The organism is uncultured Aquimarina sp. (assembly GCF_947496855.1).
In the GTDB taxonomy this organism is placed as follows: Bacteria; Bacteroidota; Bacteroidia; order Flavobacteriales; family Flavobacteriaceae; genus Aquimarina.
Window position 1 is genome coordinate 358,737 of the sequence record NZ_CANMED010000001.1, and the last position, 20,024, is coordinate 378,760.

Annotated in this window: 13 protein-coding genes and 1 pseudogene; 9 read left to right on the forward strand and 5 right to left on the reverse strand. The window is 32.5% G+C overall.

Annotated elements, in window-relative coordinates:
- Position 1: 1 nt before the first annotated feature.
- Entirely contained in the window at positions 2-4,996 is a 4,995-nt protein-coding gene (locus Q0921_RS01620; RefSeq protein WP_299252286.1) for a translocation/assembly module TamB, read from the reverse strand.
- A 210-nt stretch (positions 4,997-5,206) separates the two neighbouring features.
- Here Q0921_RS01620 and Q0921_RS01625 point away from each other — a divergent pair, with 210 nt between their 5' ends.
- Together Q0921_RS01625 and Q0921_RS01630 are read left to right on the forward strand one after the other, a co-directional pair.
- A complete protein-coding gene (locus Q0921_RS01625; RefSeq protein WP_299252289.1) occupies positions 5,207-5,782 on the forward strand; it encodes a pentapeptide repeat-containing protein in 576 nt (191 codons plus the stop codon).
- A 189-nt stretch (positions 5,783-5,971) separates the two neighbouring features.
- Positions 5,972-6,223, forward strand: a complete 252-nt coding sequence (locus Q0921_RS01630; protein WP_299252292.1) for a hypothetical protein — start codon at positions 5,972-5,974, stop codon at positions 6,221-6,223.
- A gap of 49 nt (positions 6,224-6,272) precedes the next feature.
- On the opposite strand, the gene Q0921_RS01635 is transcribed toward Q0921_RS01630, so the two are convergent.
- Positions 6,273-6,878 carry a TetR family transcriptional regulator gene (locus tag Q0921_RS01635; RefSeq protein WP_299252294.1) on the reverse strand — a complete coding sequence of 202 codons (606 nt, stop codon included), beginning with the start codon at positions 6,876-6,878 and terminating at the stop codon, positions 6,273-6,275.
- Positions 6,879-7,273: 395 nt separating this feature from the next.
- Here Q0921_RS01635 and Q0921_RS01640 point away from each other — a divergent pair, with 395 nt between their 5' ends.
- The 4 genes from Q0921_RS01640 to Q0921_RS01655 all read left to right on the forward strand — a co-directional run bounded on the left by Q0921_RS01640 (position 7,274) and on the right by Q0921_RS01655 (position 14,840).
- The gene (locus tag Q0921_RS01640) at positions 7,274-8,545 is read left to right on the forward strand and encodes an alkaline phosphatase family protein (protein ID WP_299252297.1); all 1,272 of its coding nucleotides are present in this window, start codon (positions 7,274-7,276) and stop codon (positions 8,543-8,545) included.
- Between the two features lie 51 nt (positions 8,546-8,596).
- Positions 8,597-11,641: a SusC/RagA family TonB-linked outer membrane protein gene (locus tag Q0921_RS01645; RefSeq protein WP_299252299.1), complete on the forward strand. Its 3,045-nt coding sequence runs from the start codon at positions 8,597-8,599 to the stop codon at positions 11,639-11,641.
- Between the two features lie 13 nt (positions 11,642-11,654).
- A complete protein-coding gene (locus Q0921_RS01650; RefSeq protein ID WP_299252302.1) occupies positions 11,655-13,061 on the forward strand; it encodes a SusD/RagB family nutrient-binding outer membrane lipoprotein in 1,407 nt (468 codons plus the stop codon).
- Positions 13,062-13,154: 93 nt separating this feature from the next.
- Complete coding sequence (locus tag Q0921_RS01655) at positions 13,155-14,840, forward strand: endonuclease/exonuclease/phosphatase family protein (protein ID WP_299252305.1); 1,686 nt, start codon at positions 13,155-13,157, stop codon at positions 14,838-14,840.
- Positions 14,841-15,027: 187 nt separating this feature from the next.
- Here the strand turns inward: Q0921_RS01655 and Q0921_RS01660 are convergent, their stop codons facing one another.
- Entirely contained in the window at positions 15,028-16,542 is a 1,515-nt protein-coding gene (locus tag Q0921_RS01660) for a PLP-dependent aminotransferase family protein (protein WP_299252308.1), read from the reverse strand.
- A gap of 73 nt (positions 16,543-16,615) precedes the next feature.
- On the opposite strand from Q0921_RS01660, the gene Q0921_RS01665 reads away from it, so the two are divergent.
- The 3 genes and pseudogenes from Q0921_RS01665 to Q0921_RS01675 all read left to right on the forward strand — a co-directional run.
- Complete coding sequence (locus Q0921_RS01665) at positions 16,616-17,287, forward strand: pyridoxamine 5'-phosphate oxidase family protein (protein ID WP_299252312.1); 672 nt, start codon at positions 16,616-16,618, stop codon at positions 17,285-17,287.
- Positions 17,288-17,427: 140 nt separating this feature from the next.
- A complete protein-coding gene (locus tag Q0921_RS01670) occupies positions 17,428-17,718 on the forward strand; it encodes a DUF1272 domain-containing protein (protein WP_299252315.1) in 291 nt (96 codons plus the stop codon).
- 146 nt (positions 17,719-17,864) lie between these two features.
- Positions 17,865-18,242: pseudogene (locus tag Q0921_RS01675) on the forward strand (GNAT family N-acetyltransferase); the annotation flags it as partial.
- Here the strand turns inward: Q0921_RS01675 and Q0921_RS01680 are convergent.
- A complete protein-coding gene (locus Q0921_RS01680) occupies positions 18,243-18,617 on the reverse strand; it encodes a hypothetical protein (protein WP_299252317.1) in 375 nt (124 codons plus the stop codon). It lies immediately after the preceding pseudogene.
- Positions 18,618-18,767: 150 nt separating this feature from the next.
- Positions 18,768-19,967, reverse strand: coding sequence for an alanine dehydrogenase (locus Q0921_RS01685; RefSeq protein WP_299252320.1), 1,200 nt, complete (start codon positions 19,965-19,967; stop codon positions 18,768-18,770).
- Between the last annotated feature and the right edge of the window lie 57 nt (positions 19,968-20,024).

Sequence of the window (20,024 nt, forward strand, 5' to 3'; positions counted from 1 at the left end):
GTTAATTCTTCTTTTTGTCATTTGTCTTTTCTTTCTCAAGTTCTTTTGAAACTGATTTAGAAAACAACTCTTTAAATTTATTAAACTCTCTATTAAATATTAATGCTATTCCAGTGACAACCAATTGTCCATCGATTACGCTTTCGAATTCATTTTTTCTAAAACCTTTAAGACGATATCTACCATTTTTAGATAGTAGGTATTCTAAGCTTACATTACCAATTACGGGTGTAGTTTCTCCAGAGTTCTGGCTACTACCTTCGATATCTACATCGCTTCCTACTTGCACAATCAATCTGTCGTTAAATAATCGTTTTTGTGCACTAATTTCTAATTGAGTTCTATTTTGAGCAGAATCTCCTTGATAATCTGTAAAACTATTAAGCCCAAATCCTAACTCTATTCCTGTATCCCCGATCAATTTATCTGAAAAGTTATTGAGTTGCCCTGATAATACTTTATTTACATTGTCTCTGGCAATAGAAACAGCACCACCATTACTGCCGTCACTACCAGACTGAGGGAAGAATCTATTAAGAACTAATAAAGAAAACACTTGCTTGTTCAACTCTTCTTCTTGATTATTTAATTGTTGTACTTGACCATAAACTTCTCCTCCTAGAGACCCTTGTTCATCCTCTGGCATATCCAATTGAAAAGAAATTTCAGGCTCTAATAATTCACCATCTACATTAAGATATACCAAAAATGGTAGCTCTTGTCTATATCGATTAACTACTCCTGCGGATTCCCCAGAAGTTTTTGTAGCCATTAGAGATGCTGCAGATGTTTCTACATTATAAATTGCAGTTACATCTAATTTTGCATCCAATGGATCACCAAGCCAGGTTATAGAACCACCGGGAGCAATTGTAAATCTTCTTTTTACAATATTATACAAACTTACTTCATAATGACCGTCACTGATATCATAACGACCCGATAATGTCGTTCTTCCGTTAGGCTCCATTCCGAACTTAAATTCACCTTTACCTGAAATCTGGAAGTTGTCCTTGCTACGTTCATCAATGATTATTTTAAAAACAGATCCTTTATCAATTTTTAACTTAGTATTAATATCATATCCTCTTAATAAGGCAGTAGAGAATTGATCTTCTTCTACACGAGTAATAATGGCATCTGGATTTTCGCGATTTACGAACAATACAACACCCTCTCTTTCTTTAATGTCTAGTTCAGATTCAGGAATGATTAATGTAAAGTCAGAACCTTCATCTATTGCTAGATTTCCTCTAACCTTAGGGACATTAAGATCGCCTTTTACATCAAGATCAGCTGTAACTTTAACTTTACCATAAAAAAGATCATTATCATCTCTAGTTGCATTTAAAATCTGAAAGTTTTTAGTTTTTAGGGTAAGATCAAAATTAGGGTTGTTGATATTCTTGGTTCCTATTTTTCCATCTAGAGAAAATGTGTTTTGATTTCCATCTGCAATTTTAAAATTGTTTAGGAACAATCCTGAATTATCAATTTTAATATTTTCTTCTGGTAAGGTGAATCTAGTGTTTAATGTATTTACAATTAAACTGGTATTTTCAAAATGAAATATTCCATCATAAACAGGATCCTTTGTTGTGCCAGTAATCTTTACGCTTCCTGTAATTTTACCTTTGGTATCAGAAATTTGATCATCCAAGAATCTTTCTATGACTTTTACGTTTAGTTTTTCGAGATTGAAGTCCAAATTTATGTTTGCTGCATTATCAGAGGCTTTATAATCTCCGTCAAGACTTAAATCAGCATTCTCTCCCTGTAAGTTTAGCGCTATCTCATAGCTTTGGAAACTTTTAGAAGTTGCATTTAAGGAGAGATCACCTAATGGTATTTCGGTTACTTCTAAATTGTCTATTCTTATATCTGCCACCAATCCTGTTTCATCAAATGGTTTTTCAATAGTTAGTTCACCATTTACAATTCCATTGGCAAGAATCTCATCATTACTGAGAACAGTAGTGAAGGTTGATAAATTAAACTTATCAAATGTAATGTTTACATGTTCTTCAGCAATAGACTGATCATTAGAGTTAATCTCTAATTTTTGTTGATTTTGTGATAATTGAAAATCTCTAAAGTAAAGATAGTTCTCTGCTATAGTTATTTGGTTATTTTCCGAAATAGACCATGGATTTTTATCGAAAATTACAGATGTTGGATTTACGTGATAATAAAGAGTGTCATTTTTAAGACGTAACTCAGACTGTAGACGAGCAATCTCATCGGTTTCATTATTGGTACTGAAATCAAGTAATAAGGTTTGATCTTTTAGTACAGCATCTATAGAAGTTTTATTTATATGGAAAGGATCAGATAAAATGTTTTTCCATCCCAGAGAAAAATTTAAGTTCTTTTTATCCCCATTAATGGTAAGATTAAGACTATCTATACTGCTACTATTATACTGTACAGAAGGAGCTTTGATGTTGGCAATAAGTTTTTCTTTTTCTTCTATAAAATTAATAGTAGCAGTAATAGAATCCATTTTCTTTATTCCAGGCAGAAAAATTTCACTAAGTATAGGTTTTTCTCTTAGCGTTATATCCATTTTAATAGCAACTGGTTTTGTTATCGTATCTTTTATGAAAGATGCAGAAATATAGTTTTTTAACTGATTTTGTATAGAAGAAGATATTTTAGTAATATTTGCATTAGCAGATAAGTTAGCGTCTAAAAATCTACTATCTATAGATCCCTTTGTTTGTAAATCATTACTAGAGGCGGTGATGTTGATGTCACTTACAGGATAGGGTTCATTTTCTTTTACTACTAAAGCATCAGTGATATTAGAAGTAAGTGCAAAATTATTTGGATTTCCTTCAAAATCTACAAATAGTTTAAACTGGGTTTTTATCAATTCTTGAGTTATTCCTAAACGATTAAGATCTGCACCTTTTACATTTATTAATCCATTAATTTTTGGAGAAACGGAGTCTAAAACTACTTTAGTATCCATCAGGAAGTTTAGATTATCATCTTTAAATTTAGCATTGACATTTCCTTCTCCGTTGGTAATTTGGCCATTTAATACTAGGTTAGAAAAATCGTATTGATTATAGGTCAATTGATCAAAATCAGAGCTGAACTTCGCATTCAAAGTATTTAATGAAGTTCCAGATCCAGAAATTTTTGCTGCTACAGAAATGGATCCTAATTGTTCGTTATTTAGTAGTTTTTGAAGTTGAAATTTAGATGTTTCGAAATTTCCATCAAATGTGATGGTCTTTTTGTTTCTATAATTACCACGTATCGTTATTGAACCGATTGAAGAATTTAAGGTAGTATTCCCGTTAATATCATTAAAAGAACCATTTAGTTGACCATTTATGGACGCTTCTTTTGGGATAGCTATTCCCAATTCCGATTCGTTTATAAAATTCTTAATATCATTACGTGTAGTTCCTGCATTAAAACTTAGACTATCTATAACAAGCTCTTTTTCGGTAAGAAGATTTTTTACACCTCCTTTAAGCTTTATTTTAGTATATGCTCCCCAATTCAAACTCGTTTCTTCTGTATGAAGATCTGAAATTTGTCCTTTGAGTTGTAGAGAACCTGTAATGTTTTTCTGCGCCAAAGAATCAATATAAGGATTGTTTGCGATATCTGGTTGGAAGTAGTAAGAATCCTGAATACCAATATTTATGGTATTTAAGTCTATTTTTATGCCTGCTTTTTCTGGATTGTTGATCAATTCAGTAAGCGAATTATAGTATATATGAATACCACCTTGTATATTACTTTCATTAGTTTTAATTGCAAAATCACTAAGAGCAAGTTCTGACGTATTGTTTACACGGATGTTAGAAGATAGCTTATACAGCTTAAATCCGCTTCTGTCCTGAAAAGATAACTTGTTTAGATTTACATTAGCTTTTCCTTGAATTAATTCTAAATCATTAGCTTTCAGTGTTAATGATGTCAACCCAATATGATTAGGATTAAATTCTGAAGTACTTATAATAGTAGGCGTGGTTCGATATTGTATATCATTATTTTCTAAGGATATCTTGTTTGCAGATACCTTTAATTCAGGCCATTGAAAAGTAAAAGAAGTATTGTTTATGGTATCCTTTGGAGTATTGTTTAAGTCTACATATGAAATTTTTGAATTATTGAATGCCAAAATATCGATTTGAAAATTTTGCTTCTCTAAATCAAAAGTGCCTGATTCAATCAATACATCACCCACATCTGTAATCAATGTATTTTTTTCGGGTATGGACTTATAGTTGGTTTCTATATCTTGAATTTTAAGATCGTTTATTTTTATAATTGGTAGAGGATTATCATTGGTGGTAGTATCAGATACAATTTTTTTAGTTTGTGCATAATCGATAACTGAATTTGTGAGTTTTAATTCATCGATTTCAAAAAACATGGATTCCAGATCAAATTTTTCTACTTCTAATTCTAAAGTACCTAATTTTGCACTACTATCAATTCCTGAAATTTCGTCTAAATAAGTTACGTCAAAATCATTCAAAAAGATATTTCCAATTTTAATAGGAATAGTTTGAGTTGAATCTATTGATTGTTCCAAGGAATCAGTGTCCGATGTAAAAGCATTAACTATAAAATCAAAGTTGTAAGAACCTGTTTCCTGTGTTTTGATAATATTTGCTTTTACACCTATCCAATCTAAATATTTAAGATAATAGCTTTTTCCTCTAATTAGAGGTATGAGTGCTATGGAAGCTTCTAGTTTCTTAGAGTAAAGTAAAGTATCTTGTTGTCGATCTTCAATATATATTCCTTCTAGATATATATTACCAGAAAATGTAAGAAATGCCCTATCGATTTCGATAACCGTTTCAGTTTTATTAGATAGGTACGAAACTAATTTATCTACAATAATGTCTTGACCCCATTGACTTCTAATAAATAAAATTAAAAGAATAAAAGTTAGAAGTATGCCTATAACTATTTTAGATATCCGTTTTATCCATTTGTATTTCTTCTTCTTCTTTTTATCCACTAGAAAATATGTACTGTTTTGTAATTATATTAAGCAAAAGTACATTCTTATAAGTTAATCCCTTTTGAATTTTATCTTAATATGGTCTTAAGAATATGGATTGGTTCAAAACTTTTATCATTTAAGTCAATAGAAGAACTCATGTTTCGTGTATAGTAGTTACTTTCATTGCAAAGAAATATTTAATTTTTGAATTAATATCAGGTAAGAATGACAAAACAAGTTATACTAAATAAAACATTTACTAATCAAGATTTTTCAAGTCAAAAAGCGCCAGGTAGCGAATATGATAATTGCCAGTTTGTGAATTGTAATTTTACTGAGGCAAATTTATCTGTTGTACTATTTTTGGAGTGTACATTTACGGATTGTAATTTTACCAAGGCTATGATTAAGCAGACTTCTTTTAGAGATGAATGTATTTTTGAAAATTGTAAACTTTTAGGAGCAAATTTTAGTAGTTGTAATGAATTTATGTTTTCAGTAGCGTTTAATGATTGCATATTAGATTATACATCTTTTTATAGTTTTGAACTAAAAAACACTTCATTTATTAAGTGTAAACTGAAAGGAGCTGATTTTACAGAAGCTACTATTACAGGTTCCGTATTTAAAGACTGTGATTTATCCATGGCAGTTTTTGAGCAAACAAATGCGGAAAAAGTGGACTTTAGTACGGCGGTCAATTTTGATATAGATCCTACTCAAAATAAGCTAAAGAAAGCTAAATTCTCTAAAGAAGGGTTGATTGGTTTATTAAAGAAGTATGATTTGATTGTAAAGTAGGTATATTGTTTTATTGTTAAAAATAAACAGATTGTTTGTATTCTGAAAATATATGATGAACATATCATAATGAAGGTTGATTTTTGTTATGCCTCCCTTTACATAAGTAGGATTAAGATACTTTTTTAAGGAGGAATGTTATGAAAAGTTATATAATTTGAAGCATATTTGATGTAAAATAATATAAGAATGATCGTAACTCAAATTATTGGTTGGATAGGAGCTATAGCCTATGTGTTAGCTTATTTACTTTTAAGTTTAGAAATTCTAAAATCAGATCAAGAATTATTTCATAGTCTAAACACTTTTGGTGCCATATGCTTAGTAATTAATGCATTACCGGTTAATGATTATCCAACCATTGCAGTAAATACAGTTTGGGGGTTAATTGGGGTAGTATCAATAATTAGAATTATCAGAAAAAGAAAATATGTTGTTTAATACCATTTCTGATTAGAATGTACTCTTATAAAGAGTAAAAGATTTTGATCTAGGTTTGTTTATATATAATCAATTGCCTTACATGATTCATATAAATAGCTACCTGTCGTTCGTATTCTTTTCTGTCTTCGGTAAATGTTCCTAGATAATAGTAAGCCCCATCAATTAATGCAAAAATAATTTCTGTAAGCTCATTTATATTTGTATTCTCTATAATACCATTCTGTTGGGCGTCTAGAAGTTTATTCTTTAAAACATCATGTAATGTTTCTAAAAAAGACTTGAAACTTTTACTAAAATCCTTATTTCTATATATCTGGGCATAAAAGCTATAAAAAACCCCATCATCTACATAATCATTCCATTTTCTGGAAAATAAAATCATAATAAACTCTTCCAATTTTTCTTTACTGTCAATGGATTGTAGTTTTTCTGAATCAATAAAACTCAGGTATTTTTCGAGTATATAATCTCTTAACGCAACAAGAAGACTTTCTTTTGTTTCAAAGTAATGCATCACCAATCCTTTGCTAATTCCCATTTCTTCTGCAACTTTTGCTATCGAGGTGTTTTCTAAACCAATCTGTTTTGCTACAGTGTAGAAGGCAATAATAATTTCCTTTTGTCGTATTTCACTTAGGTTTTTTCTTCCCATTAACTTGTTGTTTTTGTCAAAAATATAATTTTAAACTTGATTTAGTAAACCTCCTAGTATTTTAAAAATTATAAAAACACTAGAGTTAAGTTTTCTATAAAATGCCAATAAAGTTATTGGAATTTTATTGTGCAAAACATCTTAAAATACAGTGTAATGAGTATAAACGAGATGTTTTCCTTTTTAAAAAGAACCTCTAAATAAAAGTATAGGAAATAATTTAGTTAACGTACGCAGAAAATCTCTAACGTTAGTTTAACCTTAGTGTAAACTTTTTTTAATTGAATGGTTGTTCAATCTATTTTTTCTTCGATGTAGATTTGTAACGGGAAAACAGTAATTGTTTCATTGATGGGGTAGAGGATTAATCTTGTTTCAACTAACTACTAAACCGTATGAAAATCTTTTTGTGTATAACTTTTATGTTGATTGGGTGTTCGATTTACAGTCAAGATAAAACTTCCGAAAAAAATAAAAAGGAAGAAACTAGGAAAGTAGTATTTATAATAGTCGATGGTATTTCTACTGATTTACTGTATAAATCAAACACTCCTTTTATAGATACAATGTCAAAAGAAGGTGCTTTTTCCGAAGCATATGTTGGAGGAACAAAAGGTAAATATTCAGAAACACCAACAATATCTGCGGTCGGTTATAATAGCTTACTAACCGGAACTTGGGTGCATAAACATAATGTTTTTGGCAATTCTATTTTAAAACCAAACTATAATTATCCATCCATATTTAGATTGTTTAAAGATTCTTATCCAGAGAAGGAGATTGCTATTTATTCATCTTGGTTAGATAACAGGACAAAACTTATAGGAGAAGGTTTGAAAGAAACTGGCGCTATTAAAATGGACTATGCTTTTGATGGATTGGAATTGGATGAAGTGAAGTTTCCACATGATAAATTTAAAAAGTATTTGAAAAGAATAGATGCCGAGGTTGCTAGAGAAGCGGCTAATCACATCTATGAGTCAGGACCGGATCTATCCTGGATATATTTAGAGCATAGTGATGATATGGGACATATTTTTGGCGAAAGTCCGACATATTTTAATGCCGTATCATACGAGGATTCGCTCATAGGACTTATTTGGGATTCAGTAAAATTAAGAGAACAAGAGACAGGAGAAGACTGGCTAATTATAGTTACCACAGATCATGGGAGAATCCCCGGTGATGGAAAACATCATGGACAACAATCGCATAGAGAACGGAGTACTTGGATTGCATTAAGTAAGCCTATTGGGAATAAATATTTCGAAAATAATAGAGTGGCTATTGTGGATATATTTCCGACAATTTGTGATTACTTGGATATAAAAGTGCCGGAAGAAATAACACTCGAATTAGACGGAAATTCTTTGATAAACAAAATAGATCTATCTAGGTTAGAAGGAGTTTGTCTAAATAATAAGTTTCTATATCTCCAATGGTTAGCAGAGTGTAAAGAAAGTGAACTAGGACGAGTATATATAAGCTACACTAATAATTATAAAAAAGGAGAAAAAGATAATTTCATTCTTCTGGGAGAAGTAGATATTCAGAAAGGAGAATTTACCGCAGAGATCGCACCTCCTAAAGATACAAAATATGTAAAAGTTGTTTTGAAAACTAAAAATCAAACCACTAATACTTGGGTAAAAGTAATTCCCAAATAAGAAATCTAAATCAATTTTTAAATAACACTAACATTAAAAAACTTGTGAAAAATGAACAAGAATTTGATTATTTTATTCCTTATTTTTTCTACGACACTGTTTGCTCAGAGGCAGATTACAGGAGTTGTAATAGACCCTTATGGATCGCCAATTCCTGGGGTTAATATAACAGTTCTTAATTCGGATAGGGGCGTTACAACGAATTTTGATGGAATATATAGTATCAAAGCTGGTAAAGGGGAAGTTTTGCAATTTTCGTATATAGGATATAAAATACAGACGATTTCTATAATTGATCAGAATGTCATCAATATAACTTTATTGGAAGATACGGATGAATTAGAAGAAGTGATCGTAACTTCTCTAGGGATAAAAAAAGAAAAGAGAGTATTGGGATATGCCGCCACTGAGTTAAAGTCTGAAGATATTAATCAAGTTAAAGCTACTAATGTTATTAATTCTCTTTCAGGTAAAGTTTCTGGTTTACAGGTAACTGGAGCGAGTAATGGTTTAGGGAGTTCTGCAAGGATAGTCATAAGAGGAGAGAATTCTTTGAACCTTAATGGTAATGAACCTTTATTTATCTTAGACGGAGTACCCGTAAATAACCGGATCTTTGGAGTTGGAGGAAATTCTACAGATCAAGCAGATCTTCCTACAGATTATGGTAATGGGCTTTCAGAATTGAATTCTGATGATTTTGAATCCGTTACGGTACTTAAAGGTGCAGCAGCATCAGCATTATATGGTTCCAGAGCAGCAAATGGTGTTATTGTGATTTCCACAAAAAAAGGGAAAAAAAATACGCGTTTAGGGATTGAATTTTCTTCTTCTACTATGTTCAGTTCTGCACTGAGACTTCCAGATTTACAGACTGAGTATGGAGGAGGATGGGCAGGTGCTTATGCTTCTAATTTTGGGACTAACTATGGACCAAGACTGGATGGTTCCATTATTTCACAAGAATTGGCTTTAGGAGAACCTATCGACAGACCTTTTGTGAATAGGTATGATTTAAACGATTTTTTTAAAACAGGTATTAATCTGAATAACACGGTTTCTGTTTCTGGAAAAAATGATAAAACAGATTTTTTATTCAGTTATGGAAATACATATAATGAAGGTATTATTCCTAATACTAATTTGAAAGGAAATAGTTATAGGTTAAATGCTGGTTATCATATAAATGATTCTTGGAAAGTTAATATTACTTCCAATTATATAACCAGAGGTTCTGATAATCTACCAGTCGCGGGGTATGGTTCCCAAGGAATAATGTATACGTTACTTTGGAATTATATTAACATTGATTTGGACGATTTAAGAAATTATTGGAACGTAGAAAATGAAGAACAACGTAAATTATTTAGTTGGGGTGATAATCCTTGGTTCATTGTTAACGAAAATATAAATGCATTTAGAAAAAGAAGATTTATTGGTAATATAAATACTAGCTATCAGTTTACCGAAAATTTAAGCTTGCTTGCTAGAATTGGAGCAGATCAATCAGATGACTTTAGATGGTCTCGCAGATCTATCGGAGCACAAAGAGCACCAAATGGATTTTATAGAGAACAAAAAATTAATTTTTCTGAAATTAATACGGATTTTTTGCTTTCATATGAGAAAGAACTTGGAAATGTTCAAACAAAGACTTCTATTGGAGGAAATAGATTCGACCAAAAAATTACTGAAAGTTTTTTACTGGGTAATGGACTTACACTTCCGGGAATCTATAATTCACAAAACATTGATGTAACTCCAGTTTTAAGGAATGATATTTTTGAAAAGAGAATTAATAGTGTTTACGGTTTTACTAATATAGCATATAAAAACTTTTTATATTTAGACCTATCAGCAAGAAACGATTGGTCATCAACCTTACCTAAAGATAATAATTCATATTTCTATCCTGCAGCTTCGATATCTTTTATACCTTCATCCTTATTTACTATTCCCGAAGCAATTGATTTCTTAAAACTTCGATTCAACATAGCAGAGGTGGGAAAAGATACGGATCCCTATAATCTGTTTAAGACATTCAATTTTGCTACGTTTCCTGGAACTTTGACTAATCCTTCTCAGTTACCAAATGCAAACTTAAAACCAGAAAGAACTACGTCAACTGAATTTGGAATAGAAGCTTTTTTCTTTAAAAGAAGAATTTCTTTAGACGCAACCTATTATACATCCACTTCTAGAGATCAGGTTTTGGATGTGGGAATTTCTGGAGCTAATGGTTTTAATTCTATTGTTGCAAATGCTGGGGAGATAGAAAATAAGGGTGTAGAAATAGCTTTGAGAGTTGTACCATTCAGAACAAAAAACTTTGAATGGAGCATCAACGCAAATTTTTCAAAAAACAAGAGTGAAGTAAAATCACTACTTGGAGATTTAGAGTCATTTATCATTGCACAAGGACCAGATGGAGTTACCGTAGAAGCAAGACCAGGAGAGCAAATGGGAGATATTTACGGGCTAACATATGCTAGAAATGATGCCGGAGAAATTATACACGAGAATGGATTACCAGTTACAGGAAATAGAAAAAAAGTTGGTAATTATAATCCAGATTGGATGTTGGGATTGTCTTCAAATCTACGATATAAAGGGTTCAATTTATCCGTGTTGTTTGATATTAGAAAAGGTGGTGAAATATATTCTTACACCAATGCAATAGGAAGAGAAAGCGGAATATTAGAGTTTACGACAGGATGGAGAGATGGTGTTATAGGAGAAGGTGTTGTTAGTGATAGCGCAGGAGGTTTTCTTCCAAATACCCAAGAAGTAACTGCAGAAGCATGGGCATATGCGGTACCAAGAGGCAACGCTGAAGCAAATATTTTTGATGCATCTTATATAAAACTACGTGAGCTAAGTTTAGGATTTATCTTTCCCGCAGAGATTGTAAAACCTCTTGGGTTAGATAAATTATCTCTTAATGTAGTAGGGTCAAACCTTCTGTTATGGACTGATGTACCTAACATCGATCCAGAAGCTCAAGCACTAAATAGCGGTACCTTATTACCAGGGTTTGAAGTTACTCAATTACCTTCTGCAAGAACATATGGATTTAAATTAAATATGAAATTATAAAAGTAATACGATCATGAAAAGAATATTTTATTTAGTAAGCATAATTTTATTAAGCGCGTGCACAGAGCAGTTCGAAGAGCTAAACACAGACCCTAATGACCCTGTCACTGCTAGTGAGAACTTACTATTGCCTTCGATAGTATTTGATTTGTCTAATATTACGGTAAATCAAACCTATGGTTTTGGAGATGTTATAGGGCAATATACGGGGAATTATGAATTCAATGATATTGACATTTACCGTTGGCAGGCGGATGACAGGTTTTGGTCTCCTATGTATGGTATATTACAGGATGTTAGTGATTTAAAGATAATAGCAGAAGATAATAATAACCAAAATTATAAGGCTGTAGCCTTGATCCTGGAGGCATATATTTATAGTATTATCACGGATGCATATGGTGATATACCTATGAATGAAGCTAATAGAACAGAAGAAGGTATTACAGCTCCAGTGTATGATAAGCAGGAAGATATTTATGAAGCTATACTATCAAAATTAGAAGAAGCAAATACTATTATAGATGTTTCACAAACTATTAAAGGGGATGGCTTGTATAATGGAAACCTTAATAAATGGAAGAAATTTGCTAATTCACTGCGTATTCGTTTATTGATGCGTATATCCGAAGTGCGTAATATAAGTACTGATTTTGATATGATTTTAAATAATCCAAGTACGTATCCGATATTTACTTCCAATGAAGATAATGCTATTTATAAATATAGCGGAGTTGTCCCAGACGTTTCCAATGTATCTCAAGCAGGAGGAGGAAGAGATTATGAATATTTCTTACGTATACCTACAACTCATTTTTTAGGATTATTAGCAACGAATAATGATCCTCGTTTAGAATTATGGATAAGTCCCAAAGAAGGTACCGACGATAGAACATTGGGAGTAATACCAGGACAGCCTTTAGGAGAAATAGGACGTCCAGCAGATTTTAGCAGAAAATCAGTTGCCTTCTATACAGAAGCCGCAAGAATCCAGGGCATATTTATAACCTATAGTGAGCTTAGTTTTATTTTAGCAGAAGCTAGAGAAAAGAATATAATTAGTACTAGTACAGCTAAAAACTATTATGATATAGGGGTACAATCTTCTTTTGATCAATGGGGATTAGTAATGCCTACAGATTTTCTAACGGTTACTGCGCCTTATGATAATGGTACAGATCGGTTATATGAGCAAAAGTGGTTGGCGCTCTACCATACGGGTGTTGAACCTTGGTTTGATTGGAAACGAACAGGAAAACCATCTTTTATTATGGCAGGGACAGGAAATCTTAATGGTGATAAGATTCCTGTACGATTAAGGTATCCAAGTTTAGAACAATCGGTAAATGCAAGTAACTACGAGCAAGCAGCTTCCGATATGGGAGGAGATGATATTAACGCATCATCCTGGTGGTGGTAATACTATTTGTCTTGTAGTTTCTTTTTTAAAAAGAATTTCATTTTCGCATAACAGAAACACTGTTATGTCTATAACCAACTTAAGAATAGTAAAATGATTAACAAAAAAAAGCATCTATTGTACAGTTTAATGGCATTCTGTTTCTTTAGCGTTATTGAGGCGCAAACAACGCTAAAGGTAATGACCTTTAATAAATTATTTACGACGAGTAATAGCTCAGTATTGAATGTTGTCAGATCATCTGGGGCTGATGTTATTGGTATTCAAGAATCCTATGGAGCTGCACGAAATGTAGCAAACTCTTTAGGGTTTTATTATCATAATATCAGTAGCAGCGAAGCTGTCGTTTCTCGTTATCCTATTACCTCTACCAATGCTTCTGGTGTTCAGATTACCTTACCAAATGGCTTAGAAGTTTATGTTTTTAATGCCCATTTAACGTCTTATCCGTACCAACCATATGACATTCGAGATGGAAGTATTCGAACAGAATCCCAAGCTATTAATTCGGCTAATAATACACGTTCTTCCGAAATGAGAAGGATCGTAAATACGATCCAAAGCTGGGTACCTTCGGGAGCACCTGTTTTTTTTACTGGCGATTTCAATGAACCAAGTCATTTAGATTGGACTCAGCGTGCTGCCAATGCTGGAATACATGCAATGAAGGTGGCTTGGCCTACCAGTAAACAAGCTACTGATATTAGCATGAAAGATTCTTGGCGTTCTGTATACCCAGATGAAGTGTCAAAACCCGGTAATACTTGGACACCAAATAGATCATCTAACGAAGTGTATGACCGAATCGATATAATTTATCATCGGGGAAATGATCTTATTGCTACAGAAGCGGTACGATTTGGCCCCGCTGCTGATGATGCAGAAATACAATTGAGTGGTTATGCTAGTGATCATCGTGCAGCGATGGTGACATACAGTTTACCAGAGCCTGATGATAGTGGTAGTGATGTGAGTTATGGAGATAATCTTCTTTTACAAGGTAATGCAGAACAAAGTAGTCTGAATTCCTGGACTCAAGTATCAGGTAATCAAAAGCGTGTCCAAGGTGGACAAAATGGTTATCCAATTGCTAAGAGTGGTAACTATATCTTTTGGTTTGGTAACTCAAGTACAGGACAAGTTTATCAGGAGATAACTGTAGGACAGTTTGCGGAAAATATAGATGCAGGTAAACAATCCTTTTTGTTTAATGGTTTTGTAAGATCATATAGTGGTCGAGATAGAAGTAAAATTAAAATAGAGTATAGGGATAATAACAATAACGTCTTAGAGTTTTTTGATAGCAATTGGAGAAATAATAGCGGGAACTGGGAACAAATAAATGATGTGAGATTTGCTCCTTTTGGGACACGTAAGATTAGAGTTGTTTTGTTGAGTCAACGTAATAGCGGTAGGTCTAATGATGGTTACTTTGATGATGTAAGTATTAAAACAGGAACAAATACCAGTCGCATATTTACTGGTTCAGTTAAAGAAAAAGATTATCAAACAGGCGATAGAACGGATTTACCAGAAACTAATAGTGTATTTGAAGTTTGGCCTAATCCGGTGATAAACAATATTAACTTTTCTTTAAAAGAGAAAATAAACGGAGAAATAATGATCACTGATATGATAGGTCGAATTAAGAAAAAAGTAAGTGTAAATAGTAGTAAAGATTTCAATATTTCGACTGCTGGTTTTTCTCAAGGACTGTACATACTTCGGTTTAAGGATAAAAAAGGTTCTGTGTATACAGAACGCATCTCAATAAAGTAACTATTGAATTATATAGAAGAACTTTTAATAGAACAGTCTCAATAGAGGCTGTTCTTTTTTTGGTCAAGTATGGAACAGCACAAGCAGGTTTCAGGTAAATAAAAATATTTGATCTTTCTAATTAGATTTTAATATAAATAGCAAGTAAAATAAGCTAAGTTTTCTAAAGAAACATTAATAGGATTGCTTAGAAAACAGGATTTGATTTTGAAATAGATTCAAAAACAATTTCCAGAGTATCTATTACCTCCACAATTTCTTCTTCATTAAATTTTGCAAAGCCAATTCTAAAACCATTATGACCTGAATTATCATTATCATATCGTTTCCAGTCATTTATAAAAACTAAATTTTGTTTTTGAGATAAAGCAATTACCGAGTCCCAATGATATGGTTTCTTTAGCTGTACCCAAACAGCCATTCCGCCTTTTGGGATTTCAAAATCAAAAAAACCTCCTAATTGTTTCTGTAATAGTCTACAGAATAAGTCTCTACGTGCTTTATAAATCCTTCTTACCTTATTACTATGTCTTTGTACATCACCATTATTAATCATTCTAGCTAGCGTTTGTTCTAATAATGTATCACCTTGTCTATCAAGAATTCTTCTTAACCTTGCAGCTTCATCTACTACCTCTTTTGGAGCAATGAAATAACCAATACGAAGTGCTGGGGCAATAATCTTTGTAAAACCACCAATATATATAACGTTTCCATCGGTATCATTACTTGTTAACGGAAGGATAGGAGCATTGCTGTAATGAAAATCATAATCATAATCATCTTCTATAATTGCAAATTTATATCGTTGTGCTAAATCCAATAAATGCATGCGTCGTTCTGCTGATAAGGTAACTGTGGTAGGATGATGGTGATGTGATGTCACATATACGGCACTAATGGATTGTCGTTTACAAATCGTTTCGATTTCATCAGTTTTAATCCCTTGCGCATCAACATAAGCACGTTTTATAATCCCACCGGCTTCGGTAAATGTATCATCGGCAGTCATATAATTAGTGTTTCCTGTGATAATAGTTTTTTTATCATTTAACAGTAGTTGACTTGCTAGATAAATACCCATTTGACTTCCTCTGGTGATTAAAATATTATCGATAGTTATCTTTAATCCTCTTGTTTGATTTAAATAGAATACCAGTGCTTTGCGTAAATCAATATTTCCGTAGATATCTCCATAAGTGAGGAGTTCTCTGTTATGAGTTTTTTTTATAATGTTTCTATAAATTTTCGTGATATCCTCTATTGGAGCTAGACGATGATCAGGAACTCCATCATCTATTTTAATAGTAGTGTGAGGAGTTTCTATTCCTTTTCTTATCAGGTGTTTTCGCTTTTTAAAGTTAAAACCAGCTATGTTTTTAGTGCTTGAAGTATTAGAAAAACTCTGAAGTTTTTTAGGATTAACAATTGGTAAATCCTGACTTACAAAGGTGCCTCTAGCAGGAATACTCTCAATCCAGCCTTGTGAGATGAGTTCGTCATAAGCAGCAACTACTGTTTTTCTATGGATATCTAGATCTTCAGATAGCTTGCGAGATCCAGGAAGTTTTGATGAAGGGGCTAGTTTACCAGATTTAATAAACCCAATCATCTGATCACATAATTGTAAATAGAGGTGTCGATTAGAATTTCTATCTAAATCAATGTTACTTTTAAAAGGAAATACAACCGGACTACTCATAATATACAAACTGGATTAGTTCAACAATCCATAAAACTACTAATTTTGGTTTAAATCAAAAAATAAACATGCAATGTCAGAATACCAGGTTACAGCGCTTAATAAAGTAATTAGAGGGTCTAAAAGAGCTAATTATGATAAAGAAGAAATTAATAAAATTCTGGATGATACCTTTTTATGTCATGTTGGATACGTTTGGCAAAATAATGCTATAGTTATACCTACAGCTTATGGTAGAGAAGGAGATACGATTTATATCCATGGGTCATTAAAAAATAGAATGATAACTAATTTATTAGACACAGGAAGTGCTAGTATTTCGGTTACTCACCTAGATGGATTAATCTTAGCTAGATCCGCGTTTCATCATTCGGCCAACTATAGATCTGTAAATGTTTTTGGAAAGGTGCGTAAAGTAGAAGATCCAATAGAGAAGATGAATGCTTTAAAATGTATTCTTAATCACATGGTTCCGGGTCATTGGGATAATGTTAGACAACCAAACGATAAGGAGTTTAGTGCTACTTTAGTGATGGCAATTAAGATGGATACAGCTTCCGCAAAGATTAGGGCAGAAGGAGTTGTTGACGAAAAAGAAGATCATAGTTTACCGATTTGGGCTGGTGTAGTGCCAATTCGGCAAATTGCTAATGATCCAGTTTCTGATGTAGGTCTGAAAGAGGATATTGAAATTCCTAATGAGGTGCTAGAATATGTAGAAAGTCGTCAAAAAAATATAAAATAATTATCATACTGAGCTTGTCAAAGTTTTTATAAGTGATTTACGACAGGCTCAGATCGACATTTTTTAGATAACCTCTTGATTTTTTTAGTACCATCAATTATAGAAATTGACGTTTCACCATAATTCGTAATTTTATTGTTATGTTAGAAATAAGACCTACTTGTGAAAATTGCAATAAACCACTACCTAATGATAGTAAAGAAGCAATGATATGTAGCTTTGAGTGTACCTTCTGTAAAGATTGTGTGGATGATGTTTTGCATAACGTTTGTCCTAATTGTGGAGGAGGTTTTGCCAAAAGACCAACCAGGCCTTCTCATCTTTTAGAAAAATATCCTACAAGTACGAAGATTACTCATAAACCTGTGGATTATAAAATTTATAAAGAACTGCAGAATAGGTTTAGACATATTAAACCCAGAGAAAGATGATATTATAAGTGTGTGTATAAGGGTAGCGACAATAGATGAGGTTTATGAAATTTCTTTTTTAGGCAAAAAAGACTTTCGATCAGTCATTTGGAGATCTTTTTGAAGATAGAAAAGATCTTACTGATTATCTTGATCGTACGTTTTCTGTCGAAAAGCTGAAAGGCAGTATTATTAATTCACATAATGTTTATTGGCTGCCTTATTATGGCAATGCAGTTGTGGGCTATGCTAAAATTCAATTAAACTCACCTTCGGAGTTTATTGAATCTACAAAATCTTGTAAGCTTCAAAAGATATATGTATTGAAAGAATATCTTTCTCAGGGAATCGGAGCTCAATTAAACCAATTAATATATGATAAAGCTATAAGTAATAACAGCCAGTATATCTGGTTATCAGTTTTAAAATCTAATGAAAAAGCAGTACGATTTTATGAAAGAAATTTATATACCATCACAGGAGAACATCTTTTTAGTATTGGTAAGGAGTATTTTGATTTTTGGGTAATGAGTAAAAAACTATAACTATTTTATGATTTTCAAAGTATTTATCTTCGCTATAGAATCACAATTAGCTATTAGTAATCCAATAGTTTTCTCTTTGGCTTCACCTTCTATAAAATACGTATTACAAGAATCTAAATCAGTATTACTTTTGCCAAAATCTACATCTCCAGATTTAAGAATATTAGAAATATCCGCAGTATCTATACTATAGTTTTGCATTGCAACGAGTACTTCTTGAGAAAATACACGTTTTTTAATTCTTATATTTTTTAATACGCGAGCAGTGGGAGTATAGTCACAAGAGGCCTTTTTTCCTCCTAGAAAGAAAAATAACAGAAATAATCCAATAATAAACCCAAAAAAGTAAAATCCCAGTCGATGTGCTAGTTTCATGTGCTACAAAAATTCAATGTTCAAAAGTAAGTAAAGTCTTTGAGTTTTTGAGTATGTGAGTGTGTGAGTTTTTATGTTGATGAGATAGAAATTTTTGAATAAGGTATTTTCTGATTATTGGAATTCTTGATGCTATTCTCTAATTCATTACTATAAAATCAACAGGTTAATATCCCTGTATGATAAATCAAACCAATCTGCAATTGATTTACTGGTTAATATGCCATGATAGAAGTATAATCCATTTTTTAATCCACGATCAAAGCGCACTGCATTTTCTACACCTCCTTCTTCGCCAATCTGCAATATATAAGGTGTAAATATGTTACTAATAGATAGCGATGATGTTTTGGCATAGCGAGACGGAATGTTTGGTACACAATAATGGACCACTCCATGCTTTTCGAAAGTAGGATGATCGTGCGAAGTAACTTCACTAGTTTCAAAACAACCACCCATATCAATACTTACATCTATGACGACGGCACCAGTTTTCATACGTTCTACCATTGTTTCTGATACAATAATAGGAGATCTGTTTTTTCCTCTAACGGCACCAATGACAACATCACAACGTCTTAGTGCTTTTAATAAGTTTTTAGGTTGTATAGTTGAGGTATATAGAGGTCTTCCAATATTTGTCTGGATACATCTTAGTTTAGTAATGGAGTTATCAAACACTTTTACATTGGCTCCTAGTCCAATAGCAGAACGTGCTGCAAATTCTCCTACGGTGCCAGCGCCAATAATCACTACTTCTACAGGGGGTACACCACTTATATTACCCATCATCAATCCAGAACCTTGGGTAGCGCTACTCATCAATTCTGAGGCAATTAATACAGCTGCTGTTCCTGCTATCTCACTTAATGCACGCACTGCAGGATATGCACCATCCGTATCACGGATAAATTCAAATCCAAGAGCGGTAATTCTTTTTTTCGCCAGTTCCTGAAAATAGTCCTTAGATTGGGTTTTAAGTTGTAATGCTGAGATCAATACAGTTTGTGGATTGATATGTGTCAATTCTTCTATAGAAGGTGGTTCTACTTTTAAAATAATCGGGCAGCCAAAAACTTTTTTTATGTCATTGGTTATTTCTGCTCCAGCCTCACTATACTCATTATCTGTAAAACTAGCCCCTAGTCCGGCGTTAGATTCGATCAATACCCTATGTCCATGAGCCGTTAGAGCAGCTACAGCGTCTGGGGTGAGGCATACACGTTTTTCTTGGTAACTTGTTTCTTTAGGGATACCTATAAAAAGTTTTCCTTTTTTACGCGCCACTTCTAACATTTCCTCTTGTGGTAAGAGTTGCTCTTTGGTAAAAGGAGAGGTTGGTTTGTTCATTTGTGTGATCTTCTATATCTCAAATTACGAATAAAAATGAATAGTATGCAAATTTAG

Excerpts from the sequence above, each read along its gene's own strand:
- Q0921_RS01625 (WP_299252289.1), top strand. The coding sequence starts at position 5,207 with ATGACAAAACAAGTTATACTAAATAAAACATTTACTAATCAAGATTTT.
- Q0921_RS01630 (WP_299252292.1), top strand. The coding sequence starts at position 5,972 with ATGATCGTAACTCAAATTATTGGTTGGATAGGAGCTATAGCCTATGTG.
- Q0921_RS01635 (WP_299252294.1), bottom strand. The coding sequence starts at position 6,878 with ATGGGAAGAAAAAACCTAAGTGAAATACGACAAAAGGAAATTATTATT.
- Q0921_RS01640 (WP_299252297.1), top strand. The coding sequence starts at position 7,274 with ATGAAAATCTTTTTGTGTATAACTTTTATGTTGATTGGGTGTTCGATT.
- Q0921_RS01645 (WP_299252299.1), top strand. The coding sequence starts at position 8,597 with ATGAACAAGAATTTGATTATTTTATTCCTTATTTTTTCTACGACACTG.
- Q0921_RS01650 (WP_299252302.1), top strand. The coding sequence starts at position 11,655 with ATGAAAAGAATATTTTATTTAGTAAGCATAATTTTATTAAGCGCGTGC.
- Q0921_RS01655 (WP_299252305.1), top strand. The coding sequence starts at position 13,155 with ATGATTAACAAAAAAAAGCATCTATTGTACAGTTTAATGGCATTCTGT.
- Q0921_RS01660 (WP_299252308.1), bottom strand. The coding sequence starts at position 16,542 with ATGAGTAGTCCGGTTGTATTTCCTTTTAAAAGTAACATTGATTTAGAT.
- Q0921_RS01665 (WP_299252312.1), top strand. The coding sequence starts at position 16,616 with ATGTCAGAATACCAGGTTACAGCGCTTAATAAAGTAATTAGAGGGTCT.
- Q0921_RS01670 (WP_299252315.1), top strand. The coding sequence starts at position 17,428 with ATGTTAGAAATAAGACCTACTTGTGAAAATTGCAATAAACCACTACCT.
- Q0921_RS01680 (WP_299252317.1), bottom strand. The coding sequence starts at position 18,617 with ATGAAACTAGCACATCGACTGGGATTTTACTTTTTTGGGTTTATTATT.
- Q0921_RS01685 (WP_299252320.1), bottom strand. The coding sequence starts at position 19,967 with ATGAACAAACCAACCTCTCCTTTTACCAAAGAGCAACTCTTACCACAA.